At 41.4% G+C, this 26279-nt stretch carries 23 protein-coding genes and 3 pseudogenes; 20 read left to right on the forward strand and 6 right to left on the reverse strand.

Features of this window, described 5'->3' with window-relative positions; translation table 11 throughout:
- Window positions 1-11: 11 nt before the first annotated feature.
- From ACPC58_RS07695 to glnA, 6 genes are all read left to right on the forward strand, one after another.
- Window positions 12-1208 (forward strand): iron-containing alcohol dehydrogenase, encoded by a 1197-nt coding sequence (locus ACPC58_RS07695; RefSeq protein ID WP_217374315.1) that lies wholly within the window; start codon window positions 12-14, stop codon window positions 1206-1208.
- Window positions 1209-1225: 17 nt separating this feature from the next.
- Window positions 1226-2068: an aldo/keto reductase gene (locus ACPC58_RS07700; protein WP_434065694.1), complete on the forward strand. Its 843-nt coding sequence runs from the start codon at window positions 1226-1228 to the stop codon at window positions 2066-2068.
- 138 nt (window positions 2069-2206) lie between these two features.
- Entirely contained in the window at window positions 2207-3406 is a 1200-nt protein-coding gene (locus ACPC58_RS07705; protein ID WP_418126808.1) for a phosphoglycerate kinase, read from the forward strand.
- 544 nt (window positions 3407-3950) lie between these two features.
- Window positions 3951-4466, forward strand: a complete 516-nt coding sequence (locus ACPC58_RS07710; RefSeq protein ID WP_217374312.1) for an FUSC family protein — start codon at window positions 3951-3953, stop codon at window positions 4464-4466.
- 75 nt (window positions 4467-4541) lie between these two features.
- Window positions 4542-4913, forward strand: a complete 372-nt coding sequence (locus tag ACPC58_RS07715; protein ID WP_024392055.1) for a MerR family transcriptional regulator — start codon at window positions 4542-4544, stop codon at window positions 4911-4913.
- Window positions 4914-4940: 27 nt separating this feature from the next.
- The gene (glnA, locus tag ACPC58_RS07720; RefSeq protein ID WP_434065695.1) at window positions 4941-6287 is read left to right on the forward strand and encodes a type I glutamate--ammonia ligase; all 1347 of its coding nucleotides are present in this window, start codon (window positions 4941-4943) and stop codon (window positions 6285-6287) included.
- A 226-nt stretch (window positions 6288-6513) separates the two neighbouring features.
- Here the strand turns inward: glnA and rnjA are convergent, their stop codons facing one another.
- Both rnjA and ACPC58_RS07730 read right to left on the reverse strand, forming a co-directional pair.
- Window positions 6514-8193, reverse strand: coding sequence for a ribonuclease J1 (gene rnjA / locus ACPC58_RS07725; RefSeq protein WP_274504324.1), 1680 nt, complete (start codon window positions 8191-8193; stop codon window positions 6514-6516).
- Window positions 8194-8196: 3 nt separating this feature from the next.
- Window positions 8197-8427, reverse strand: coding sequence for an RNA polymerase epsilon subunit (locus ACPC58_RS07730; RefSeq protein ID WP_105126479.1), 231 nt, complete (start codon window positions 8425-8427; stop codon window positions 8197-8199).
- Window positions 8428-9170: 743 nt separating this feature from the next.
- Here ACPC58_RS07730 and tsaB point away from each other — a divergent pair.
- From tsaB to ACPC58_RS07770, 8 genes are all read left to right on the forward strand, one after another.
- Window positions 9171-9854, forward strand: coding sequence for a tRNA (adenosine(37)-N6)-threonylcarbamoyltransferase complex dimerization subunit type 1 TsaB (tsaB, locus tag ACPC58_RS07735; protein ID WP_130554966.1), 684 nt, complete (start codon window positions 9171-9173; stop codon window positions 9852-9854).
- Complete coding sequence (gene rimI, locus ACPC58_RS07740; RefSeq protein ID WP_289647124.1) at window positions 9851-10291, forward strand: ribosomal protein S18-alanine N-acetyltransferase; 441 nt, start codon at window positions 9851-9853, stop codon at window positions 10289-10291. Before tsaB ends, rimI begins: the two co-directional genes overlap by 4 nt.
- Window positions 10281-11288, forward strand: coding sequence for a tRNA (adenosine(37)-N6)-threonylcarbamoyltransferase complex transferase subunit TsaD (gene tsaD / locus ACPC58_RS07745; protein ID WP_217375197.1), 1008 nt, complete (start codon window positions 10281-10283; stop codon window positions 11286-11288). Before rimI ends, tsaD begins: the two co-directional genes overlap by 11 nt.
- 19 nt (window positions 11289-11307) lie before the next feature.
- On the forward strand, window positions 11308-12141 hold the full coding sequence (locus tag ACPC58_RS07750) for an ABC transporter ATP-binding protein (RefSeq protein ID WP_274504954.1): 834 nt from the start codon (window positions 11308-11310) through the stop codon (window positions 12139-12141).
- Entirely contained in the window at window positions 12138-12926 is a 789-nt protein-coding gene (locus ACPC58_RS07755) for an ABC transporter permease subunit (protein WP_434065696.1), read from the forward strand. Before ACPC58_RS07750 ends, ACPC58_RS07755 begins: the two co-directional genes overlap by 4 nt.
- A gap of 331 nt (window positions 12927-13257) precedes the next feature.
- The gene (locus ACPC58_RS07760; RefSeq protein ID WP_434065697.1) at window positions 13258-13959 is read left to right on the forward strand and encodes an AzlC family ABC transporter permease; all 702 of its coding nucleotides are present in this window, start codon (window positions 13258-13260) and stop codon (window positions 13957-13959) included.
- Window positions 13946-14269 (forward strand): AzlD domain-containing protein, encoded by a 324-nt coding sequence (locus ACPC58_RS07765; RefSeq protein ID WP_130554972.1) that lies wholly within the window; start codon window positions 13946-13948, stop codon window positions 14267-14269. Before ACPC58_RS07760 ends, ACPC58_RS07765 begins: the two co-directional genes overlap by 14 nt.
- 9 nt (window positions 14270-14278) lie before the next feature.
- Window positions 14279-15301: a YeiH family protein gene (locus ACPC58_RS07770; RefSeq protein ID WP_217374305.1), complete on the forward strand. Its 1023-nt coding sequence runs from the start codon at window positions 14279-14281 to the stop codon at window positions 15299-15301.
- A 37-nt stretch (window positions 15302-15338) separates the two neighbouring features.
- Here the strand turns inward: ACPC58_RS07770 and ACPC58_RS07775 are convergent.
- The 4 genes and pseudogenes from ACPC58_RS07775 to ACPC58_RS07790 all read right to left on the reverse strand — a co-directional run bounded on the left by ACPC58_RS07775 (window position 15339) and on the right by ACPC58_RS07790 (window position 19657).
- Window positions 15339-16966 (reverse strand): annotated as a pseudogene (locus tag ACPC58_RS07775) (hypothetical protein).
- Window positions 16967-16975: 9 nt separating this feature from the next.
- Window positions 16976-17675 (reverse strand): annotated as a pseudogene (locus ACPC58_RS07780) (ABC transporter ATP-binding protein).
- 80 nt (window positions 17676-17755) lie between these two features.
- Window positions 17756-18421, reverse strand: a complete 666-nt coding sequence (locus ACPC58_RS07785; RefSeq protein WP_434065703.1) for a GNAT family N-acetyltransferase — start codon at window positions 18419-18421, stop codon at window positions 17756-17758.
- Between the two features lie 63 nt (window positions 18422-18484).
- A complete protein-coding gene (locus ACPC58_RS07790; RefSeq protein ID WP_434065698.1) occupies window positions 18485-19657 on the reverse strand; it encodes an NAD(P)/FAD-dependent oxidoreductase in 1173 nt (390 codons plus the stop codon).
- Window positions 19658-19849: 192 nt separating this feature from the next.
- On the opposite strand from ACPC58_RS07790, the gene ACPC58_RS07795 reads away from it, so the two are divergent.
- The 6 genes and pseudogenes from ACPC58_RS07795 to ACPC58_RS07820 all read left to right on the forward strand — a co-directional run bounded on the left by ACPC58_RS07795 (window position 19850) and on the right by ACPC58_RS07820 (window position 26038).
- On the forward strand, window positions 19850-20041 hold the full coding sequence (locus ACPC58_RS07795; RefSeq protein ID WP_434065699.1) for a hypothetical protein: 192 nt from the start codon (window positions 19850-19852) through the stop codon (window positions 20039-20041).
- A 1-nt stretch (window position 20042) separates the two neighbouring features.
- A complete protein-coding gene (locus ACPC58_RS07800) occupies window positions 20043-20264 on the forward strand; it encodes a replication initiator protein A (protein WP_254451605.1) in 222 nt (73 codons plus the stop codon).
- A 288-nt stretch (window positions 20265-20552) separates the two neighbouring features.
- The gene (locus tag ACPC58_RS07805) at window positions 20553-21008 is read left to right on the forward strand and encodes a CopY/TcrY family copper transport repressor (protein WP_434065700.1); all 456 of its coding nucleotides are present in this window, start codon (window positions 20553-20555) and stop codon (window positions 21006-21008) included.
- A gap of 12 nt (window positions 21009-21020) precedes the next feature.
- A pseudogene (locus ACPC58_RS07810) lies at window positions 21021-23481 on the forward strand (heavy metal translocating P-type ATPase).
- 79 nt (window positions 23482-23560) lie between these two features.
- Window positions 23561-23767 (forward strand): copper chaperone TcrZ, encoded by a 207-nt coding sequence (gene tcrZ / locus ACPC58_RS07815; RefSeq protein ID WP_002294571.1) that lies wholly within the window; start codon window positions 23561-23563, stop codon window positions 23765-23767.
- Between the two features lie 138 nt (window positions 23768-23905).
- Entirely contained in the window at window positions 23906-26038 is a 2133-nt protein-coding gene (locus ACPC58_RS07820) for a heavy metal translocating P-type ATPase (protein ID WP_434065701.1), read from the forward strand.
- The last annotated feature ends 241 nt before the right edge of the window (window positions 26039-26279 follow it).

A 26279-nucleotide genomic window follows, 5' to 3' on the forward strand; every position in this document is an offset into this window, starting at 1 on the left:
AAGGAAAAGAAATGAATAATTTTCGATTACAGATTCCTACAGATATTCGTTTTGGTCGTGACCGTTTGACGGAATTACCAGAAGTATTAGGAACCTACGGAAAAAATGTTCTTTTGGTTTATGGTGGAGGGTCAATTAAACGTTCAGGATTGTATAACCGTGTACTAACTTTACTAAATGAGCATGGTTTTACTTTTATTGAATTAGCAGGTATTGAGCCAAATCCTAGAATTGATTCTGTCCGAACAGGTGTAGATCTTATTCGAAAAAACGGTATCGAAGTAATTTTAGCTGTAGGCGGGGGATCCGTTGTTGATGCGAGTAAAGTCATGGCTGCGGGAGCGTTTTATGATGGCGATGCGTGGGATTTAGTAAAGGATAGTAGCTTGATAGGAAAGGCAATCCCTATTGTTGATATTTTGACACTGGCAGCAACAGGAACAGAAATGAATAGGGGTGCTGTTATTTCCAATATGGTTACAAACGAAAAACTTGGTACAGGTGGCTGGGAGTTGATTCCAAAGGCATCGTTTTTAGACCCAACTTTAACATACACCGTATCAAAATGGCAAACTGCTGCTGGTGCTGCTGATATGATGAGCCATCTGTTTGAACAATATTTCAATCGAACAGATGGAGTAGACGTTCAAGATAGTATTGCAGAAGGCTTGTTGAAAACAATTATCAAGCATGGTCCGGTCGCAATAGCTGACCCAGAAAACTATACTGCTCGTGCAAATTTACTTTGGAGTTCTACCTTGGCCCTAAATGGTTTGGTGGCTGGAGGTCGATTAGGCGGTTGGACCTGCCATGCAATTGAACATGAATTGTCAGCCTATTACGATATTACACACGGAATTGGTCTTGCAATTCTAACCCCAAGATGGATGAAGTTTTGCGTGGATACAGATCCGACAACTCATGCAAAATTTGCAGCTTATGCACGAAATGTGTGGGGATTAGTTGAAGGAACAGAGGAAGAACTGGCCAGACAGGCTATTGCTAAGACGTATTCGTTTTTTGAAAATGAATTAGAAATTCCAATGAAATTATCAGATGTCGGAATTCCGACGCAAGAATTGGTAAGAGTGATGAGTGAACAAGCAGTTCTACATGGGAAACTGGGAGGGAATGTATTTGTGCCCTTAACTGTTGAAGATGTTGAGGCAATTGTGCGTGATTCATTTATCCCTATGGAAAAATTTTAGTAAGTGAGGAAAGAAAGATGGAAAAATATACATTAGTCAATGGAGTAGAAGTTCCAAAGATTGGTTTCGGTACATGGCAAATTCCTGAAGGGGAAGTTGTATATCAGAGTGTTAGTCATGCCCTGCAAGTTGGTTATGTTCATGTCGATACAGCTCAGATTTATCGCAATGAAGTGGGTGTGGGACGAGCTATTGCAGATAGCAAGTTGGACCGGAAAGAAATCTTTGTAACGACTAAGATTTGGAATGATAAGCAGGATTATGAATCTGCAAAGGCATCAATTGATGAATCCTTATCTAAGTTAGGTCTAGACTATGTAGATTTACTTCTTATTCATTGGCCAAATCCTGTAGAATTGCGTGAAAATGATGCATGGAAAATACGTAATGCGAGTGTCTGGAAGGCTTTAGAAGAGGCCTATAAAGAAGGAAAGACGCGTGCGATTGGGGTATCAAACTTTATGGTTCATCACTTAGAGGCATTATTTGAAACCGCTGAAACGAAACCTCATATCAATCAAGTTCTGTTAGCTCCTGGCTGTCCTCAAACTGAGCTAGTTGATTTTTGTCGTCAACACCAAATTTTGTTAGAGGCTTACAGTCCACTTGGAACAGGAAGTATATTTGGGAACCCTGTTGCACAAGAAGTAGCTGAAAAGTATGGTAAATCTATTGCACAAATTGCACTTCGTTGGTCTTTGCAAAAAGGTTTCTTGCCATTGCCAAAATCAGTAACTCCTGCAAATATTGAAGCAAACTTGCATATTTTTGATTTTGAATTATCGGAAGAGGACATACTCCGACTCGATGGAGTAGATGGCGTGAACAGCCAGAGCAATCCGGATGAAGTTAATTTTTAATTGGGTATCGCTCGGGTAGATACTCAGCTACGACCGGAATCATTGTTACAAATATCACAATAAATGAGATTTTAATAGGCATTTAATGAATAATGTGCTATAATTAGTAAGATAAAAAATTTTTAAGGAGTCTAACTAATGGCTAAATTGACAGTTAAAGATGTTGAATTGAAGGGCAAAAAAGTTCTTGTCCGTGTTGATTTTAACGTTCCTTTGAAAGATGGCGTTATCACTAACGACAACCGAATTACTGCTGCTCTTCCAACAATCAAGTATATTCTTGAGCAAGGTGGACGTGCCATTCTTTTCTCTCACCTTGGTCGTGTGAAAGAAGAAGCAGATAAAGAAGGTAAATCATTGGCTCCTGTAGCAGCTGACTTGGCAGCTAAATTGGGTCAAGAAGTTGCTTTCATAGCTGGTGCTACTCGTGGTGCTGAATTGGAAGCGGCTATCAATGCTTTGGAAGATGGACAAGTTCTCCTTGTTGAAAACACTCGTTTCGAAGACGTTGATGGTAAGAAAGAATCTAAAAACGACGAAGAGCTTGGTAAATACTGGGCTTCACTTGGTGATGGTATCTTCGTTAATGATGCATTTGGTACTGCACACCGTGCACACGCATCAAACGTTGGTATCTCAGCAAACGTAGAAAAAGCAGTAGCAGGTTTCCTTTTGGAAAACGAAATTGCATACATCCAAGAAGCAGTTGAAAATCCAGAGCGTCCATTTGTGGCAATCCTTGGTGGTTCAAAAGTATCTGATAAGATCGGTGTTATCGAGAACCTTCTTGAAAAAGCAGACAAAGTTATTATCGGTGGTGGTATGACTTACACATTCTACAAAGCTCAAGGTATTGAAATTGGTAACTCACTTGTAGAAGAAGATAAATTGGATGTGGCAAAAGCGCTTCTTGAAAAAGCTAATGGTAAATTGATTTTGCCAGTTGACTCAAAAGAAGCAAATGCATTTGTTGGATACACTGAAGTTCGCGACACTGAAGGTGAAGCAATTTCAGAAGGCTTCCTTGGTCTTGATATCGGTCCTAAGTCAATCGCTAAGTTTGACGAAGAGTTGACTGGTGCAAAAACAGTTGTTTGGAACGGCCCTATGGGTGTGTTTGAAAACCCAGACTTCCAAGCTGGTACAATCGGTGTAATGGACGCAATCGTGAAACAACCAGGTGTGAAATCAATCATCGGTGGTGGTGACTCAGCTGCTGCAGCTATCAACCTTGGATATGCAGACAAATTCTCATGGATCTCAACTGGTGGTGGCGCATCTATGGAACTCCTCGAAGGTAAAGTGCTTCCAGGACTTGCAGCTCTTACTGACAAGTAAAAAATTGCGACGAAATGAGGCTGGGGCCTGAGCTCCGGTCTTTTTTTGAATGCAATTTGCGCTCTGATGTGTCGGCTCGGAGGAAAAAGTTTTGTTGTGTAATCATTTTTTGTTTATACTCTTCGAAAATCAAAATCGGACGTTATTGACTTGATTTGATGACTGTCAAACTCCAGTGGAATTTGACAGCCTGTTCCCTTGAAATATAAAGGGAACAGAGTTCGATTTGCATCAGAGCGAAACAAACTACGTTCGCCCATTTTCAACCTCCAAAGGTTCCCCGAACCTTTGGAGAAAGTCTGATTTTGATTTTCATTGAGTATTACTTCGTAAACTCACCTTTTCAAGCTCTACTAATGTTTTTGGCTTCTTGTCTTGTGTTAAAATCAACTATAGGCTACTTATTTTTTTGTAAAGTTGGGAATTCTTTTTCTTTGGTGGTGTTGAAGTATCTGGTAATATTTTTACACTAAGATGTCCGAATGATTCATAACATTATGTGCATTTAGAATCATTTTTTAACAAATCATGTTAGAATAGAAGTATGTTTAAGAGATATAAATTTGATACCCAGAAGTTTAAATTGGGTATGAGAACTTTAAAATCAGGTCTAGCTGTATTTTTAGTCATTTTATTGTTTCATCTTTTAAAATGGGATGGTATTCAGATTGCGGCTCTGTCAGCAGTTTTCAGTCTTCGTGAAGATTTTGGGAAAAGTGTTCATTTTGGCTCTTCTCGAGTCCTTAGTAATTCAATAGGTGGCTTTTATGCCTTGCTTTATTTTATTCTAAGTGATCTATTTTCTCATAATTTTTGGGTGACCTTAATTTTCATCCCTATTTTTACGATGCTAACCATTATGACGAATGTTTCGTTTAATAATGCTCCAGGTGTTATTAGCGGGGTTGCTACGATGTTGATGATTGCTCTCTCAGTTCCTGCAGGAGATTCGATTTTCTACGCCCTCCAAAGAGTTTTCGAAACTTTCGTCGGGGTATTTATATCTGTTATTGTAAATTATGATGTAAATTTGATAAAAAATCGATTTTATAAAGAATGATGTCACAAAACCTGACATCAACTCTTGACTGTTTATGAATTCTGCCCTATAATAGTGTGCAGAAAGGAGTTCATTATGAGAGAAAAAGAGTTTCGACGTTCCTTAGCTATTTTTCCAATTGGTAGTGTAATGAAATTGACTGATTTAACAGCGCGTCAGATTCGTTACTATGAAGATCATGGGTTGATAAAACCTGATCGGAACGAAGGTAATCGCCGCTTGTATTCTCTAAATGATATGGATTTACTCCTTGAAATTAAAGATTTTTTGGATGAGGGCCTAAACATTGCAGCGATTAAAAAAGAATACGCTAATCGTAAAGCAAAGGAAAAGGTTCAAGCAGAACAGAAAACTTTAACTGATGAGGATGTGCGTCGTATCCTACATGATGAATTTAGCAGACAAGGGCGATTTTCAAGTCCAAGCTCGATCTTTCGGTCGTCGTAATAGGTTTAATTAAGAGGAGAAAAAAATATGGTTGTCACAACAGCGGATATTAAACGTGATATTAAAGAGAAAAATGTTACATTTCTACGTCTCATGTTCACTGATATTATGGGAGTGATGAAAAACGTAGAGATTCCTGCGACAGAAGAGCAGGTTGAAAAAGTTTTATCAAATAAAGTTATGTTTGATGGTTCGTCTATTGAAGGTTTTGTACGTATTAATGAATCTGATATGTACCTTTATCCAGATTTAAACACATGGACTATTTTTCCTTGGGGAGATGAAAATGGACGTGTGGCAGGCTTGATTTGTGATATTTATACGACTGAAGGTGAACCGTTTGCGGGAGATCCTCGTGGAAACTTGAAGAAATCTCTTCGTCGGATGGAAAAAGAAGGATTCTCATCCTTTAACCTTGGTCCAGAACCAGAATTCTTCTTGTTCAAAATGGATGAGCAAGGGAATCCAACTCTTGATGTGAATGATAAGGGTGGTTACTTTGACTTGGCGCCTACAGATCTTGCGGACAATACTCGTCGTGAAATTGTAAATGTTTTGACTGAAATGGGATTTGAAGTTGAAGCGAGCCACCACGAAGTAGCGGTTGGTCAGCATGAAATCGACTTTAAATATGCGGATGTTTTGAAAGCGTGTGATAATATCCAAATCTTTAAGTTGGTTGTTAAGACGATTGCACGAAAACATGGCTTGTATGCTACATTTATGGCTAAACCTAAATTTGGAATTGCTGGTTCAGGTATGCACTGTAACATGTCACTCTTTGATAAAGACGGCAATAATGCCTTCTTTGATCCAGAAGATTCACGTGGCATGCAATTGTCAGAGACAGCTTATCACTTCCTTGGTGGTTTGATTAAACATGCTTATAACTACACTGCAATTACCAACCCTACAGTAAACTCATACAAACGTTTGGTACCTGGTTTTGAAGCTCCTGTTTATATTGCTTGGGCAGGTAAAAACCGTTCTCCATTGGTTCGTGTACCTGCATCACGTGGAATGGGAACTCGCTTAGAATTGCGTTCAGTAGATCCAACGGCTAACCCATATTTGGCTATGGCAGTTCTTTTGGAAGTTGGATTAGATGGTATCGAACACAAGATTGAGGCTCCTGCTCCAGTAGAGTCAAATATTTATGCAATGTCAGATGAAGAACGTCGCGAAGCAGGTATTGCAGATCTTCCATCAACTCTTCACAATGCTCTTAAAGCCTTGAGAGAAGATGATGTTGTTCGTTCGGCATTGGGTGACCATATCTATACTAATTTTTTGGAAGCTAAGAAGATTGAGTGGGCAAGTTACGCAACTTACGTTTCTCAATGGGAAATTGATAACTATTTAGATTTGTATTAATGTGGATGTGCAAAAACTAAATTATTCTCATTCAGATCAAATTTTGAATATTAAAAAATAGCTTAGAATCAACGTTTCTTATGACGTTATTCAAAGCTATTTTTTTACTATTGAACCTTTGTTTTCGCTTTTCAAATTTTGGGCTCAAAGATAAAAAGGTCCACTGGACCTTTGTTTTCGCTTTTCAAATTTTGGGCTCAAAGATAAAAAGGTCCACTGGACCTTTTTATTTATCCGGAGTGAGAATCATTGGGATAATGATTGGCTCACGTTCTGTTTTTTCATATAGGAATGGTCGGAGGGCGTTGACAATTGCACCATTGACCGTTTGGATGCTTGCGTCCTTATTGCGCATGGCGATTCGTATGGCATCAAATAGAATTCGTTGACTTTCACGGATAAGATCTCCTGATTCACGCATATAGATGAATCCCCGACTAAGGATATCAGGACCAGCAAGAATCATTTTCGACTTGAAGTCGACTGTTGCAACAGCGAGAACGACACCGTCTTCAGAGAGATCGCGTCTATCTTTAAGAACAGCTGCACCGATTTCGCCAATCCGATTGCCATCAACGTAAATGTCTTGGGCGTTGAATTGACCGGCTATGCGAGCTGAATCTTTTGTAAGTGCAAGGACATCACCATTTTCCATGATGAAGATATTTTCTTTAGGAACGCCAGTATCGACAGCTAAACCAGCATGGATTTTTTGCATACGGTATTCGCCATGAACAGGCATGAAGTATTTTGGTTTGATGAGACGGAGCATGAGTTTTTGCTCTTGTTGGCCACCGTGTCCAGAGGTATGGATGTTGTTAATCTTACCGTGGATAACATCTACACCTGCTTCAATCAGAATATTGATTAATTTGTTAACCCCTGTGGTATTTCCCGGAATAGGACTGGACGAGAAGATAACAGTATCACCTGGTTGAAGTTGGACTTGTCTGTGGGTACCATGAGCAATTCGAGAAAGTGCAGCCATAGGCTCACCTTGACTACCTGTACATAGAATCAAGACTTCATTAGCTGGATATTCTTTTATTTCATTTGGTTCGATAAAGGTACCTTTGGGGACCTTTATATAGCCTAATTCAATACCATTTACAATTGCTTTCTCCATTGAACGGCCAAAAACTGCAATTTTTCGACCTGTTTTTACTGCTGCATCGGCTGCTTGTTGAAGGCGGAAAATGTTAGAGGCAAATGATGCAAAGATAATACGACCGTGAATGCCTTTAATCAATTTCATAATGGATTGACCAACAACTTTTTCGGAGTTAGTAAAGGTTGGAACCTCTGCGTTAGTTGAATCGGATAAAAGACAGAGGACTCCCTCTTCACCGAGCGCAGCCATACGGTGCAAGTCAGCTGGTTCTCCAACGGGAGTGAAGTCAAATTTAAAGTCACCGGTGCAGACAATTTTACCTTGGGGTGTGTCTACGACGATTCCAAGTGGTTCTGGAATTGAGTGAGTTGTCCGGAAAAAACTAACTTTTAAGTGTTTGAAGGTAAGCTCTGTCTTATGATTAATCTCATGGAGAGTAGCATCACGAAGCAGGCCATGTTCTTCCAATTTACCGCGTATCAAAGATAGTGCTAGCGGACCAGCATAGATAGGTACGTTCGCTTGTTTGAGTAAGAATGGAATTCCTCCAATATGATCTTCGTGACCGTGTGTGATGACTAGACCTTTGACACGGTCTAGATTTTCAACGATATAGGAGTAGTCTGGGATGACATAGTCAATACCTAAAAGATCGTCTTCAGGAAATTTAATACCTGCGTCAACAATCAAAATTTCATCTTGGTATTCAATACCATAGGTATTTTTTCCGATTTCTCCCAAACCACCGATGGCAAAGACGCCAACTTCTTGGGGTTTTAGATTTATTGTTGACATGGATTAGAACTCCGTAATACTAAAATCAGCATGCTCCTTCTCATATTGGAGGTGCTTTTCGGATAGAAGTTCGATGAATTCGATATTGTATTGTGGGTATTTTTTTTCTACTAGCTCACGCGCAATAATACGACCTTGTAATTCGCTTTCTGCTTCAACTTCCATGTAAAGTGAGCGTGTCTGTTCGCGACGAGGACTCACTTTTGACTCTTGATAAAAAACTTTATAAATCATATGTTATACATATTCCTTTCTGCTTTGACTGCAACCTACGAAAAAAGACCCAAATAGATTTCTATTTGTTGCTTGGTATTCAGTTTTCTGGAGTTGTTGATTTCGACAGTCTAAATAATTCTCCTTATTATATCATAAAGTTAGGACTTGGTAAATGGAAGTGTTAGAAAAATGAAAATCAGGTGAGAACCTGGGTGGTATCTTCTGAAATTATCATGAATCACAAATATAACATTGCAAATCGATAAAAATATAAATTTTTATTATGACAAATCTAACAATATATTGTGATGGTTCACTGAGAGGAGGTAGACAATGGGGACAGGACCAGAGGTAGGGTTAGGTCAATTTTATCGAGAACTTCGTCGTTCTCGTTTGGTCAAGCAAAAAGGATATCGTCAGAGGAAATTTTACAGTGGCCCAGCTATCACGTTTTGAGTTGGGTCAATCCATGTTAGCAGCGGACAAGTTGATTGTGGCAGTTGAGGGAATCAACATTAGTTCATGAATCGCCCACCATATCGATGAGGATATTCAATATGACCAAGTAGTAGAATTAAAGAAAGAATCAAAGGCATAACAGACTGGGAAATCATACCCCAGTCTTTTCCATTATTTGAAAAAAACTTCAATATAGCTTACAATAGAGAGTAGCATTGAAAAGTCTTTCAGTTTGCTTTTAGTAGTAGCACTATCGTCGCAGTAATAAAAGCAAACCGATTGACGTAAGGAAAGAGAAATTTATGAAAATACTAGCTTTAGACAGCTCCAATCAGGCTCTTTCGGTTGCCTTGGTGGAGGACGGTCGTTTGCAGGCGGAAACCCTGCTGGCTGTCAAGAAAAATCATAGCATCAGCCTCATGCCTGTGGTCGATTTTTTGGTAGCACAGGTGGGCTGGACACCGAAAGACTTGGATCGGATTGTGGTCGCTCAAGGCCCGGGCTCCTACACGGGTCTGCGGGTGGCGGTGGCGACTGCCAAGACCTTGGCCTACACCCTCAAGATTGACTTGGTGGGGGTATCCAGTCTTCAGTCTCTGGTTCCTCCTAGCCTGACGGGTCTGGTGGTGCCTCTCATTGATGCCCGCCGTAACTGTGTCTATGCAGGTGTCTATGAAAATGGCAGAGCAGTCGAGGCAGATTGCTACTGGTCTTTTGAAGACTTGCTTTCTAGCCTGGCTGGCAAGGAAAATATTACCTTTGTCGGAGAAGTAGAAAACTTTATCGAGCAAATCGAGCAAGCTCTGCCAACTGCTCAGTATCAAGCCAGTCTGCCGTCTGCCTATCAATTGGCGGTGATTGGTCAAGACTTGCCAGCAGTAGATGTCACCAGCTTTGAGCCCAACTATCTCAAGCGAGTAGAGGCAGAGGAGAACTGGCTCAAGGACAACAAAGCTGGTTCAGAAAGTTATATCAAACGTGTATGATAGAGATTAAACACTACGATGGTCAGGAAAATCTGGCAGAGTCTATTTTGGCAGTTATGCAGTCGGTCTATGAGCAATCTCCATGGACTCTGGAACAGATTGCCTCCAGTATGGCTAGTCAGGATGAGGACTATTATCTAGCCTATGAGGGTCAGGAGTTGGTCGGATTTTTGGCTGTTCAGACGGTGCTGGATGAGATGGAAATCTTGCAGATTGCTGTCAGGGCTGATTTTCAGAGGTTGGGAATCGCCAGTCAATTGATGGCTGCTGTGATGGACTGGGAGGGGGATATCTTCCTCGAAGTGAGGGAATCTAACAGAGCAGCTCGGGCCCTCTATACACGCCAGCATTTTACCAAAATAGGAAAACGAAAAGACTACTACCGCCACCCTGTCGAGGACGCGGTGATGATGAAGAGAGAACGTGATGAAAGATAGATTGATTTTAGCGATTGAGACCTCCTGTGACGAGACCTCGGTAGCTGTTTTGCGAAATGATGCGGAGCTTTTGTCCAATGTCATTGCAAGCCAGATTGCCAGCCACCAGCGGTTTGGTGGGGTGGTGCCTGAGGTGGCCAGCCGTCACCATGTGGAAGTGATTACGGCCTGTATCGAGGAGGCCTTGTTGGAGGCGGAGGTGACGGCAGAGGACTTGACGGCTGTGGCGGTGACCTATGGGCCTGGCTTGGTCGGTGCCTTGTTAGTGGGGATTTCAGCAGCCAAGGCGTTTGCTTGGGCTAATGGCTTGCCGCTCATTCCTGTCAATCACATGGCAGGGCATTTGATGGCGGCACGGGCGGTCAAGGAATTAGAATTTCCCCTCTTGGCACTTTTGGTCAGCGGTGGGCACACGGAGTTGGTCTATGTGTCAGAGGCGGGCGACTATAAGATTGTCGGTGAAACGCGAGATGATGCGGTCGGAGAGGCCTATGATAAGGTGGGGCGGGTCATGGGTCTGCCCTATCCAGCTGGTCGGATTATTGATGAATTGGCTCATGAGGGGCAAGACATTTATGATTTCCCTCGTGCTATGATAAAAGAAGATAATCTGGAGTTTTCTTTTTCTGGACTCAAATCCGCCTTTATCAACCTCTACCACAATGCCCGGCAGAAAGGTGAAACTATATCCAATGTGGACCTGTCAGCCTCATTTCAAGCCTGTGTCTTAGATATTCTTATGGCTAAGACCAAGAAGGCCTTGGAAAAATACCCTGTTAAGACCTTGGTCGTGGCGGGCGGTGTGGCAGCTAATCAGGGCTTACGAGAGCGGTTGGCTGCTGAAATTACCGATGTGGAGGTTATCATTCCCCCGCTTCGCCTCTGCGGTGACAATGCAGGTATGATTGCCTTGGCAGCCGTTAGTGAATATAACAAAGAAAATATTGCTGGTTGGGATTTGAATGCCAAGCCAAGCTTAGCTTTTCCGCAAAAATAAGTGGATGAAGAAGGTTCTTATGAAATCTGACGTCATTACGATTACTAATCTAAATAAATACTATGGAAGCCATCAAGCAGTTAGTAATCTCAATCTTTCTGTTCACCAAGGAGAGATTTTTGGTTTTTTAGGAGCAAATGGGGCTGGGAAGTCAACAGTTATTCGTTGTATTCTTGGCTTAGTTTCTAAAACAAGCGGAGATATTGTATTATTGGGAGGTGCTTATTCAAGCTTAACAGAAGCATTAGCCCATATTGGCTATCTTCCATCTGAGGCACATTTTTATCCTGACATGAAAGTTAGAGATGTTATCCGCTTGGCTGCGAAAGCTAGAAAAATAGATTGCCAAACAGAAGCGGATCGTATTTGTGAATTTTTAGAGGTTCCCTTGGATAAAAAGATCAAAGATCTATCTCTTGGGAATCGTAAAAAAGTCAGTATTGTATGTGCACTCCAACATAAACCAAGATTGTTGCTATTAGACGAGCCGACCTCTGGTTTGGATCCTTTGATGCAGGAGCGTTTCTTTACGCTGATCAAGGAAGTTTGCTTGAATGGGGCAACTTGTTTCCTATCGTCTCATAACTTATCAGAAGTTAAAAATTATTGTGACCGTGCTGCAATCATTAAAGAAGGAAAGCTTTTGGTAGTTGATACAGTTGACCATCTGACGCGTAGCCAAACGAAGAATGTAACCATTTGGAAAGATGGTCAAGAAAAACAATTCCGTTACGATGGGACAAGTGAAGACTTATTGAATCACTTGGTAGACCTGGCGCCGACAGATTTTTTAGTAGAAGAGCCTTCTCTTGAAGATCTGTTTCTCCATTATTATGAGGAGGTGGAGAAATGATTATTCTGTTGCATGAGTTAAGACAAAATCGAAAGACACTCCTTATATGGACCCTGGTACTTGGTTTTATCTGTTATGGTTCTATCGGGCTCTATCAGAGTGTTGAGAATCAATTAACAGGAGTTGCTGATTTGTATGCAAATATGGGAGATGTTACAAAAGCATTGGGTATGGATAAGATTAGCATAGCCACTCTAGAGGGCTATTATGCTACGGAAATTGGCCTGATGTTTGGTCTCGGATCTGGAATGTTTGCTTCTATGCTTGGAGTTACGAGCCTTTCTAAGGAGGAAGAAGGGCATACAAGTGAGTTTTTATACACCTTGCCATATAAGCGTTCAACTATTTTATTGTGGAAATACCTCAGCGTTGTTTTACAACTTCTGATTTTCAATAGTATTATTTCTTGTTGGAATGGTCTGGGGATTTGGCAGCTGGGGGGAGATGTTTCTTTTCATTCTTTTTTCATCTACCATTTGTTGGTTTTATTAATGCAGCTGGAACTGGCCAGTATTTCTTTCCTCCTTTCAGCCATTAGTTCTAAAAAGCAAATTGGTTTAGCAATGGGGCTTGTACTTATTTTTTATAGTACAGATATGATTGTTCGGATTATTTCTAAAGTAGAATTTTTGAAATTCATCACGCCCTATTATTACGCGAATGGTGCAGATGTTTTTAGCCATACCACCTTTGATACCTTCTTTCTTGTAAAAGCTTGTGCGGTTATCATTTTTTCTTTGCTTCTATCGGTTCTTGTATTAGATAGAAAGGACCTTGGAGCTTAGTGGCAGTAGCGCTAAAATACGTGATCGCAATAATTATAGTCATTTGAATTAGCTTTGATACATCGTCACTTTCGACTTGCCATACCCTAGTACTGCCTGCACCTTAATTCCTTGTCTGAAAGCTAAATCATTCGACTATATTTTGAAATGCATGATGAAACTCCGATTGCTCTATTCGGAGTTTTTTTGGTATCTATTGAAATAGATCATTAGTCCTGTTTCAAGTGAGGTTTTATACTCGGATATAAAAGAAAACTTGAAAATCAAGTTGCAATGTGAGAAAATGGGAGAATAAATTCTCGATTTGTCATCAGAGGGAAGGAGATATGGAATGAAGGCACATGCTTTTCGTGAGGGCTTGCGTGATGCTATCCCTACTGCTTTAGGCTATGCTAGTATTGGTTTAGCTTGCGGGGTTGTATCGGTCACTTCAGGAATTTCAGCTGTCGAAATGGGCTTAATGAGTCTTTTTGTTTATGCTGGAAGTGCTCAGTTTGTTATCTGTGCCATGATCTTAGCAGGAGCACCACTCCTTTCAATCGCAGTGACCGTATTTTTCGTTAATCTGCGTAATTTTCTGATGTGTTTACATGCGACAACCATCTTTCAAGGGAATCGTCTAGGGTCCAATATTTTGATAGGATCATTTGTGACAGATGAGTCCTATGCGGTTCTCTTGCGGAAACACATTGAAGACAAGCAGATTGCACCAAGCTGGATGTACGGTAACAACTTTGCTGGCTACGCTTCTTGGGTTACATTTACGACTCTAGGCAATCTGATTGGTGGTCTTATTCCAAATCCCGAGCAGTTTGGGTTGGACTTTGCCTTGGTCGCTATGTTCGTCGGGATTTTCTCAGGGCAACTAGTGGCGATGGCTCGGACTATCTCTATGAGGAAAGTTGGTTTGATTCTTATGGCTGTTTTTTTGAACTATGTCTTATTAGCCAGCCTTGTATCGTCCTATGTAGCAGTCTTATTAGCAACCTTAATTGGTTGTTTTGTGGGGGTATGGTTAGATGGTAAAGACTAATATATTGTTGATTATTCTGGCGGCAGCCCTTGTGACTTGGGTGCCACGTGTTTTGCCTTTTGTACTGACTCAACATAAATCTCTTCCTCCAAAGTTGGTGAAATTCCTCAGCTTTTTGCCAATCACTATCATTTTTGCATTGACCCTTTCCAGTATTATGGATGAGAAAGTTGGCTCCTTGCCAAGTTTTCTCCTGGTAGAAAGTCTAGCTATTCTTCCGACATTTTTTGTAGTCTTGAAGACAAAAAATATACTTTTAGCAGTTTTGGTTGGCGTTGTTACAACCGCGGCGTTACGTTTGATATTTTAGGAGGGTTTTATGGTAAAGGAAAATGCCAAAGGTGTCGGACTTTGTGTCCTTTTGGCTTTGGTGGGTCAGTGGTTAGGTCAATTGTTTCCCCTTGTGGGTGGACCAGTCTTCTCCCTTCTAATCGGGATGAGTCTGTATCCCTATTTTTCGAGTAAAAATGCATTTCAGTCAGGCTTAACCTTTACTTCCAAGAAAATTTTACAGTATGCGGTGATTTGTTTGGGATTTGGTTTAAACTTATCAACGGTATTGGCTGTTGGACGTCAATCTCTTCCAATTATTCTTTCAACTATCAGTTTCGCTTTGTTTTTGGCCTTCTTGATGTGGAAATGGCTACCGATTTCATCTCATCTGGCGACCTTGATTGGCGTAGGGACCTCTATTTGTGGCGGCTCTGCCATTGCGGCGACAGCTCCCATTATTAAGGCGGATGATGAGGATGTAGCACAAGCAATCTCCGTCATCTTTCTTTTTAATGTCTTTGCGGCCTTGGTGTTTCCGACTTTGGCAACCTGGCTTGGGTTTTCGACCGATTCGGGTCAGGCCTTTGGAATGTTCGCAGGAACAGCGGTCAATGATACCTCGTCGGTCACCGCAACAGCAGCCACCTGGGACAGCCTTTACGGATTGGGTAGTCAGACCTTGGATATAGCAGTGACGGTTAAGTTAACACGAACTTTAGCCATAATTCCTATTACAACGGTTTTAGCAATTTGGCAAACCCGAGGAAAGGGTCTCAAGGCAGACAAGAAGTCCCTCCTGACAGGTTTTCCGACTTTTATTTTGTATTTTATCCTAGCCAGTCTGATGACAACAATCGCAGGTCATTTCGGAGTGGGAACAGCAGTTTTTACTCCACTTAAAAGCCTGTCCAAGTTCCTCATTTGCATGGCCATGACAGCCATTGGCTTGCGGACTAATGTGTTGGCCTTGGTAAAAAATGGCAGAGTTGCTCTTCTGGTCGGACTTGCTTGTTGGATGGGAGTGACCCTGTTGACACTGGTTTGGCAGGCGATTTTGGGTATATGGTAACAGCAAAACAGCCTTCTCTTGCGAGAGGCTGCTTTTTTTATAATTTCAAGCGGAAAGTCTGCGGAGCTTTTTTCAATAAAATCCAGTAACCGATACTGACATATGCAATCATGGCCAGCGAAATGAGTAGGATGTACAAGTGACTGCCTAAATCCAGCTTGCTATTGAGGTAGGCCACCCAGTAAAGAGCCCAACTGAGAAACTTATAGAGGGGATTGCTGACGTCCATATCCTTGGTAAAGGGCTGGAGGATATAGTAGATAAAAAGGTCGTGGAAGGAAAAGAGAGCGGTCAGACTGATGAGGAGCAGAGCAGTCAGAAGAATGGTTTCCATGCTGAAGGCAAACCGCCCCAGCACCATGATAGTCAGAAAGAGGCTGCAGGCAAAGATGAGATTGAGCTTGCAGATCTGCCAAAAGCGGTAGTTAAAACCAGCGATAATGGTCTTAGCCTCGCGATAAAAAGGATAGTGAAGCATGGAAATATCACAGTTGACAAAGACCATTTGAACGACCACCTTGCCCGACGAAGCGATATACATAATTCATAAAGGAGAAGGGCAGGAACCGCAGGAGGATGGTATCGGTCAGTTCAAAAGGCCCCAGATAATAGCGGAGGGCCTCCAGAGCGACCAGAATTACCACGAGCGACAGAACCCAGTTCCGCACCTTCTTATAGAGGACTTTTTTGTAGCGGTCAAATAGCAGAGCGTTTAGGTAGGTCATGCCAGATAGGTAGGATAGGTCTTTGCTACCTTTTAAATTTAATTTTTTCTGCATTTGTAGACCTTGGCGAGTATACTCGTTACCCTTGGTTATTTCAAAAAGTTTCCTATCCATTTTTAAGGACTCGTCCATGCAGTACTGGAGGTAGTCTACATGATTGGTTTGTTGTTTTAAATACTTATAATTAAACCAAATCAGCAAGACTTGACAGACAAGCACAGGCAGTAAAAAGATTGGTAGCAGATGATTGCGGAAAAGGATAAGACAGGCAATTGCTACTAAACCAGTTCCAAAGATGACCCAAGATTGCCAAGAGTTTCGAGGTGCTAAAATACCTCTGTTGAATAGTGCTCGATTGAGAGCATGACCAGTAAGGCTTCCTGATGGGATAGTCAGCAATCCTAGAGGTAGATAGAGCCAATTTCCAGCAAGACTAGAAAAGATGAGCAAGGCAGGCAGGTAGGCCAGACTGGTGATAATAGGCTGGCTCTATAAAGAGCTGACTTTGGAGAAAACTAGATTGAGAAAGCCCAAAATTTCGCATGAATTCCCGCTCGGACTTGGCGATAAAAGGCTCAAATCCCTTGCCAAACCGAAAGGCATAGCCAACAAAGACCAACCATAGAGAAAAGCCCAAAAGTCAAGTTCCTGGAAGAACATTCCAAAAATTTAATTCCCCGCCAGAGAGGAGATTGATCCAAAAGGAAGCAAAGTAGAAATTCAAGGCCAGCCATAAACCCTTGACAAGAAAGCGACTGGGAATAGAGAAGATATGGAGGAACAGAAAGAGAGCAGACTTAAAACTGTAAGACTTGAAAATACTCTCTGGAATGCTCTTTCCAACAAGTGGCAGTTTCCGCAGGTAGTAGAAAAATCCATTGACGGTCCGATGGAGGTTGTACTTTTCCTGATACCAAAAATAACGTAGAATGGTTTTCATAAGACCCTCCTAGTCTGCTGTCAAGAGGGCAACCACTTCCTGTTCAAAATCAGGGTCGTGTAGTTTGTCACTCGGAACAGCCTGTAATTCCTGATGATGCAGGAGGACAATTTCGTCGCAGAGGTCTTGAGCCAGTTGTAAAATGTGGGTAGAAAAGATGATTACGGAATCTTTTTTAGTCTCTCGAATCAGTTGCTTGAACTTCGTGGGCAGCCGCAGGATCAAAGGAAGTCAGTGGCTCATCTAAGAGCAGGACAGGCGGCTGGACAATCAAAGACAGGAGCAACTGGACCTTGTTCTGCATACTGTGGGAAAAGTCCTTGAGCAGACGGTGCTGGTCTTCAAAGTCAATTCCCACCAAAAGCAACCAATCCTCAGGACGGCGTGCATCTTTGAGTTTGTCCTTGTGGATATCCATATAGAAACGCACAAACTCATAGGCGGTCATAAAGGCAGGTAGCTGCGGATAGGTCTGGGTAAAGCCGATGTCCGTATTATCGTAGTCAAGGACTTCCTCGCCCTCTACAAACTGAATATTGCCACTGTCCAAGGTCAGATTGCGAGCAATACAGTTGAACAAGGTCGTCTTACCAGCACTATTTTGCCCCAGCAAACCATAAATCTTCCCTTTTTCAAAGGTAAAAGAAGCCTAATCCAGAATAATCTTGTGGTCGAATTTCTTGGAAACAGAAGATAGTTTCAGTTGCATAGTCAATCTCCTTTTGTCATATTGTTATAGTTCTACAATACAACGATAAGCAAAAAATTCAAGCAGATTTTTGCTTGAATTTAGAAAGTTGATAGGGATTGTTTTTGTTGGCCATTCTTGTCAAAATTGGCATCCTCTAACCAGCTTTCTAGTCGCTGTTTACGGGAGTCCCATTCTTTGTCTAATATAGAAAACCAATCCGTATCACGATTCCTTTCCTTATAGACCGAAGCTTGTCGAAATGTGCCTTCATAGGTAAAGCCCAATCGTAGTGCTGCCCGGCGTGATGGACCATTTAAATGATCACACTTCCATTCATATCTGCGATAGCCTAGGTTCTCAAAAATATAGGACATAAGCAAGTAGTGAGCCTCCGTTGCTTGTCGTGTTTTTTGGAGTTTTGGAGAAAAGAGGACCCATCCCACTTCAATGACACGATTTTTAGAATCTATGCGCATCAGTGCAAAAGTTCCAATAGCCTGATTGGTAGATTGGTCAATGATAGCAAGATAATAAGGATCGACTGAGTCCAACATGTGTTGGAAATATGTTTGAAAACTTGTATAGTCTTTAAAGGAATCAATAGACAAATAGGTCCAATCAGCTTGCTTGGCAGTAGGACCATAGAATTGATAAATTGCATCGGCGTGATCTGGTCTGAGTTTTTCCAATCGAACGGTTTTTCCTTGGAGAACATCAATAGTAGGAAGGCTACCAGCTTGATGATGGGGTATTGGTACGCCGATTTCTTGATTAAATGAATTAATAGGCATATCCTCTCCTTTTAGGTTGAGCTTTAAGGGTGATTTCTAATAATGCAAACTTCCTGCCACCCAGCCAGTTGCTAGACAGTAGGTAATGTTAAAGCCACCTGTGTGGGCATTGATGTCCAAGACCTCGCCTGCAAAGTGGAGGCCAGGGACTTTCTTGCTTTCTAAGGTTTTTGGATTGATTTCCTTGAGGTCAACGCCACCCTTGGTCACAAAAGACTTGGCTAGGGACATCTTGCCTGTAATCTTGATAGGTAAGGCTTTTAGGAGGGTAACCAGGTCAGCCAGGTCTTTTTGGGAAACTTGTTTGACCTTGCTATCATAGTTTTCAGCGAAAAAGTCTGCTAGGCGGTCTGGCATGAGTTCACCAAGTGCATTCTTGACGGATTTTTCCCTATTGATTTCTAAATGTTCAAACAAGTCCTGTTCAGAATGGGTCGGCAGAGCATCGAGAAATGCGGTTTCGCCGCCTTTGACAAAACTGGACAAGCGAAGAGCAGCGGGTCCCGACAGACCAAAGTGGGTGAAGAGCAGGTCGTGGGTGATGACGTGCTTACCGTAGGTCAGGGTGACGTCGTCCAGGGAAATGCCTTGGAGCTTCTTGTGGGGGAAGTCAGTCAGAACAGGACTTTCTGCAGCCTCAATCTCTGTGACTTCTAGCTTGAAGTGGCGGGAAATGTCGTGACCAAAGCCAGTCGAGCCGGTGGAAGGATAAGTCTTACCGCCAGTGGTGACAATCAGCTGAGGAGCGGTAAAGGTTTCCTCGCTAGTCTTGACATGGAAGAGGTCGTCAATCTTGCGGACGGAAACCGCCTCCGTACCTGTGCGGATGTCCACGCCGTTTTCCAGCATCTTCATCTCCAGGCACTTGATAATGGTCTGGGAGCGGTCGGTGGTTGGAAAGACACGGCCGTGGTCCTCCACTTTGAGCTTGACCCCATTTTCCTGAAAGAAATTCATGATATCGTGGTTGTTAAATTGGGAGAAGACGCTGTATAGAAATCGGCCATTTCCAGGAATACCAGCCATTAGGTCTTCCAGTGTGCCGTTGTTTGTCACATTGCAACGTCCGCCACCTGTGCCAGACAGTTTCTTGCCCAAACGCTTGTTTTTTTCGAGGAGTAGGGTCTTCTTGCCGTAGAAGCTGGAAGAAATCGCAGCCATCATGCCTGCTGGCCCTCCTCCGATAATAATGGTATCTACTGTATTCATGCCTTTATTGTACCACAAAACGCGAGCTTTGGTGTCGGTCTTCTCTTTGTAGAAAAGTGCACATCCCTTCTTAGCGGTCCTCCTGTAAGTGTCTAGAGTTTTGAGAAATAAGAAAAATACTAAATAAATTTAATAGAACGAGAAATCGTTCTCTTTTTGTTTACTTTTTACTACCCGAAAGGAAATTATTTTATGACATCAAGCTATAAAAACACACGTGCTAAACAAAGACAGTCAAGAAACATGGTTATTGTTTCTTTGATGAAAGATACTGGTTGGTCACGTTCCAAAGTCGAAGAGTCTCTCAAAGAGCTTGAGCAATTCAATTTAATTAAATTTCCCGAATCAGGTGGGATGATGTTAAAAGTAGCTGAGGCAAAATAATATGGAAAATATTAATTTAATAAGTGCCGATGAATATCAAACTTCAGAAAGATTCTATGCATTGCCTAAAATACTTTTTGAGAGTGATCTTTACAAAGAGATGAGATTAGATGCCAAAGTCTTCTATGCAGTATTAAAAGATAGATTAAGTTTGTCTTTTAAAAATAATTGGTTCCGTGTGTATAGGTTTTTTTCTATTTTTCCGCTTTTTCTCAATTCTTGATTTCCTAAATACGATAAACAATTAAATTGCTCAATAGTGTTTATCATATTTAGAAAATATAATTTTAAAAATAAGGAATTCTAAAATCAATAAAAGTAAATCAATGGTAACCTTATAATTAGTATTGGGTAAAGATAGGAAAACAAAGGCAATAATAGCTGGTTATATTTATTTAAAAAACAAGCTGGTTACATTTATTTAAAAAAGACTTGACAAGAATGGTTTACAATAGTAAACTTATCTCAAACATTTACGTTTACACATGTAGACAATAAGGAGGAAAAGAGAATGAGTACAATAGTAGTTAGCCCTCATATCACAGATACTGAATGGGAAGTTATGCGTGTAGTCTGGGCGAATGGTCGAGTGACTAGTAAAGAAGTCATCTCCATATTGAAAGAAAAAATGGACTGGAAACAAGCCACTATCAAAACGCTCTTAGGTCGACTGGTTGAAAAAGGCGTACTAAATACAGAGAAAGAAGGTAGAAAATTTATTTATACTGCCAATATTGAAGAGAAAGAAGCCGTAGGAAAGTATACAGACGATATTTTCAACCGTATTTGTCGAAAGAATGTCGGGAATGCAGTAGGGAGTATCATTGAAAATCATGTCTTAAGCTTCGATGATATCCAGCGACTAGAAGAATTATTAGAGATGAAAAAAGCTTTCGCAGTAGAAGAAGTGGATTGTCAGTGTACAGAAGGGCAATGCGATTGCCATTTACATCATCATGGAGAATAAGGAGCGAAAAAATTGGAGAATAAATCGTTTGCCACAGAAGGTATGACCTGTGCGTCTTGTGCGCAGACAGTAGAAAAAGCGGCAAAAAAGTACGTGGGCTCACACAGGCTTCCATGAACCTAGCAACAGAAAAGTTGAGTATAGAATACAATGAACCAACTTTTTCGGTAAAAATCTACAAAAAGCGTTGGATGATTCAGGGTATGAACTGATTGCCCAAGAGGGAAAGACGCAAACCTTTGCAATTGAAGGGATGACCTGCGCATCCTGTGCACAGACAATTGAAAAAGCCGTCGGAAAGTTGTCGGGCGTAGATAAAGCTTCAGTCAATTTAGCGACAGAAAAAAATGCAAGTTTCCTATAACCCGTCAGCAATTTCAGTATCTGATGTGACTGGTGCTGTATCCAATAGTGGTTATGCAGCCGTATTAGAGACTACGGATACTCAAGATAATTCACGAGCAGAGAAGCGTGATAAAAAAGAATGAAGCAACTTTCAAATCGTTTTGGGATATCCATTATATTTACAATCCCTGTATTAATTATATCTATGGGTCCAATGGTAGGTATGCCTCTACCAAATATCGTTGACCCAATGATAAATGCATTTAATTATTCTCTTTTACAACTTATTCTGACTTTGCCGATAATGGTAGTAAGCTGGGAATATTTCCAGAAGGGATTTAAAACTTTATTTAAAGGTCACCCAAATATGGATTCCCCTGATTGCGCTTGGTACGGCGTCTGCATTTGTTTACAGCCTTGCTGCGACAATTGAGACAGGCCTGGGTTACGGCAACTTTTCCAATTTACTTTATTATGAAGTAACTGGAGTTATCTTGACGCTCCATACATTAGGGCTATTTTTAGAAGAACGCTCAAAGGGGCAAATGTCCTCAGCTATTGAAAAATTAGTTAACTTGGCTCCTAAAACAGCTCGAGTAATACGTAATGGTGTGGAACAAGAGATTACTGTGGAAGAAGTCGTTTTAGGAGATGTTATTCGAGTTCGTCCGGGAGAAAGTATGCCTGTAGATGGTGTTGTTGTTGAGGGACGCACTTCAGTCGATGAATCAATGCTGACAGGAGAAAGTATCCCCGTGGAAAAGGAAAGTGGAGACGAGGTTATTGGGGCTGGTATCAATAAAAATGGTTCCATTGATTACCGCGCGACTCGAGTGGGAAGTGATACAACTCTATCTAAAATCATAAAATTAGTAGAAGATGCTCAAGGGTCTAAAGCACCCATTGCTCGAATGGCCGATATCATTACCGGATATTTCGTACCGATTGTTATAGCATTAGCCGTTTTAGCAGGGATTGCTTGGTTAATTGTAGGTCAATCTGGAATATTTGTTTTATCCGTTATCATAACAACGCTTGTCATTGCTTGTCCTTGTGCCTTAGATTTGGCGACTCCAACAAGTATTATGGTTGGAACCGGAAAAGGGGCAGAACATGGTGTCTTGATCAAAAGTGGTGAGGCGTTAGAAACCACTCATAATTTAGACACGATTGTATTTGATAAAACAGGGACACTGACAGAAGGTAAACCTATCGTGACGGATATTTTGGTAACTCCTCTTATTACTAAAGAAAATCTTTTATATTATGCAGCTTCCGGTGAAACAGGTTCTGAACACCCATTAGGCGAAGCCATCGTACAGAAATCAAAAGAAGAGAACATGACATTAGCTAAACCAGATCATTTTGAAGCGATTCCTGGACACGGGATTCGAGTTGAAATTGAGGGCAAAGATATGTACAGTGGAAACCGTAAACTGATGCTAGAGCAAAAGATTGATTTATCAAGCATGGAAAAAGAATCCGATCGTTTAGCAGACGAAGGAAAAACACCGATGTATCTCTCTGTTGATGGAGAACTAGCTGGAATTATCGCAGTAGCTGACACACTCAAGAAAAATAGTATGAAGGCTGTTAAAGAAATTAGAAGACGCGGTGTTGAAGTAATCATGATTACTGGAGACAACAAACGAACAGCCAAAGCGATTGCTAAGCAAGTGGGTATAGACAGTGTATTAAGTGAAGTATTACCTGAAGATAAAGCAGAGGAAGTCAAAAAACTACAAGAGGCAGGCAAGGAGGTAGCGATGGTTGGAGACGGCATTAACGATGCACCCGCATTAGCTCAAGCAGATGTTGGAATTGCAGTTGGATCAGGTACAGACGTGGCGATTGAATCGGCTGATATTGTCCTTATGCGTAATGATTTAACCGCTGTATTGACTGCAATTGATTTAAGTCATGCAACGCTACGAAACATTAAACAAAACTTGTTCTGGGCTTTTGCTTACAACCTTGTAGGTATTCCAGTTGCGATGGGTCTTTTGTATATTTTTGGCGGACCATTGATGAGTCCAATGTTGGCGGGGCATTCGCCATGAGTTTCAGCTCCGTATCGGTCTTGCTCAATGCTTTACGGTTAAGACGATTCAAACCAGCAGTTGTTTAGAAAACACGTAGCTTATCTGGGATTTAAACTTCTTCCTATTCTATATAATAGGAGAAGATAAAAAAAGGGGAATAAAATAATGAAAAAAGAAGTCTTATTAGATGGCGTAAAATGTGCAGGTTGTGCGAACACGGTACAAGAAAGATTTTCAGCTATTGAAGGGGTTGAATCTGTAGAGGTTGATTTAGCGACTAAAAAAGCAGTACTTGAAAGTCAAACAGAGATTGATACCGAAACGCTCAATGCTGCTTTAGCAGAAACTAACTATTCAGTATTAAGTGCATAAAGTACGAATACCATTTATTCATAGATAGTAGCTAGAGATAAAGTATAGAACCCTTTTCGTGAGAATTATATGCAGTGTTAGATGAGAAAGTTCTAAAACTTTAAAATCAGTCTCTAATATAATAAGGAGGAATTAAAAATGAGGAATAACAAAAAACATTCGTCACATAGTCATCATAATCACGGCGACATGGATCACTCAAAACACGACCATAATGAAATGGAACATAGTCAGATGGATCACAGTCAGATGGATCACAGTCAGATGGATCACAGCAAGATGAATCATAGTGCGATGGATCACAGTGAAATGGATCATGGCGCAATGGGAGGGCATGCCCACCACCATCACGGTAGCTTTAAGGAGATTTTCTTGAAGTCACTCCCATTAGGAATTGCAATCTTACTCATTACGCCTATGATGGATATTCAGTTGCCTTTCCAAATTATCTTTCCTTATGCAGACGTTGTAGCAGCTGTATTGGCAACAATTCTATACATTTATGGCGGAAAACCATTCTACATGGGTGCGAAAGATGAGTTTAATTCAAAAGCTCCAGGCATGATGTCCTTGATTACTTTGGGAATAACGGTTTCTTATGCCTATAGTGTTTACGCAGTGGCCGCTCGATATGTGACCGGAGAACATGTCATGGACTTCTTCTTTGAGTTTACAACGTTAATTTTAATCATGTTATTAGGACACTGGATTGAAATGAAGGCATTGGGTGAAGCAGGGGACGCGCAAAAAGCATTGGCTGAGTTGGTGCCGAAAGATGCTCATGTTGTTTTAGAAGACGATTCGATTGAGACTCGCCCTGTGTCTGAACTTCAGATTGGAGATGTTATCCGTGTTCAAGCAGGAGAAAATGTTCCAGCTGATGGTATCGTTATCCGCGGAGAATCCCGTGTAAACGAAGCGCTTGTGACTGGGGAATCGAAACCAATTGAAAAAAAACCCGGAGATGAGGTCATCGGTGGATCAACCAATGGTGGCGGAGTCCTCTATGTGGAAATAAAGCAGACGGGCGATAAGTCCTTCATTTCTCAGGTTCAGACATTAATCAGCCAAGCACAAAGCCAACCATCTCGAGCAGAGAATGTGGCTCACAAAGTAGCTAGCTGGTTGTTCTACATTGCCGTTGTAGTAGCTTTAATCGCTCTAGTAGTCTGGATGATCATTGCGGATCTGCCTACAGCCGTTATCTTTACTGTGACTGCGTTAGTTATTGCCTGCCCACATGCTTTGGGTCTTGCTATTCCCTTGGTAGTATCACGTAGTACTAGTTTGGGTGCAAGCCGAGGATTACTGGTTAAAAATAGAGAAGCTTTGGAATTAACTACTAAAGCGGATGTTATGGTATTGGATAAAACAGGTACTTTAACAACTGGTGAATTTAAAGTGTTGGACGTCACTGTTTTGAGTGATAAATATTCTGAAGAAGAAATTACAGGCTTGTTGGCGGGTATAGAGGCGGGCTCCAGTCACCCGATTGCCCAATCGATTGTGAACCACGCTGAAGCGAAAGGCATTAAGTCAGTTTCCTTTGACTCCATTGAAATCGTTTCGGGAGCAGGAATAGAAGGGGAGGCGAACGGCCACCACTATCAATTAATCAGCCAAAAGGCATACGGAAAAGCATTGCGTATGGATATTCCGAAAGGCGCTACTTTAAGTATCCTTGTAGAAAATAATGAAGCAATCGGCGCTGTCGCATTGGGAGATGAACTGAAAGAAACCAGCAGAAATTTGATCGAGGTGCTGAAAAAATACGGAATTGAACCACTCATGGCTACTGGTGATAACGAGGAAGCTGCACAAGGAGTTGCAGAAGTTCTAGGTATTCAATACCAAGCCAATCAATCTCCGGAAGATAAGTACAAGCTGGTCGAGTCCATGAAAAACCAAAACAAGACGGTTATCATGGTGGGAGACGGGGTCAATGACGCACCTTCCCTTGCCTTGGCAGACGTAGGTATTGCAATCGGAGCTGGAACGCAAGTAGCTTTGGATTCTGCGGATATTATTCTTACTCAGTCTGATCCAGGGGATATTGAATCCTTTATCGAGTTAGCAAACAAGACGACACGTAAAATGAAACAAAACTTGGTATGGGGAGCAGGGTATAACTTTATCGCGATCCCAATAGCTGCAGGAATACTAGCACCAATTGGCATAACATTAAGTCCAGCAGTCGGTGCCGTCCTCATGTCCCTCTCCACTGTTATCGTTGCGATCAATGCTATGACATTGAAATTAGAGCCGAAATAAAACGAAGCAGGAACAAAAAACACTGGCTGGTTTGACCCCCTTCCAGAATCGGGTCAGACCAGCCAGTATGCTGTATAAGGAAAATCATAGATCGATAAATTTGGCTCTTTGTCAACTGTAGTGGGTAGATGAAAAGCTAAGACCTAGAGAGGACGAACTTCGTCCTCTCTTTCTTTATCTCTTTTTTGTTTTTAGGAGATAAGCTGAAAAGGGCTCTCCCCAGCCCTTTTCACTGTTCAAT

The organism is Streptococcus sp. VTCC 12905 (assembly GCF_049893385.1).
GTDB classification, from domain to species: domain Bacteria; phylum Bacillota; class Bacilli; order Lactobacillales; family Streptococcaceae; genus Streptococcus; species Streptococcus suis_AA.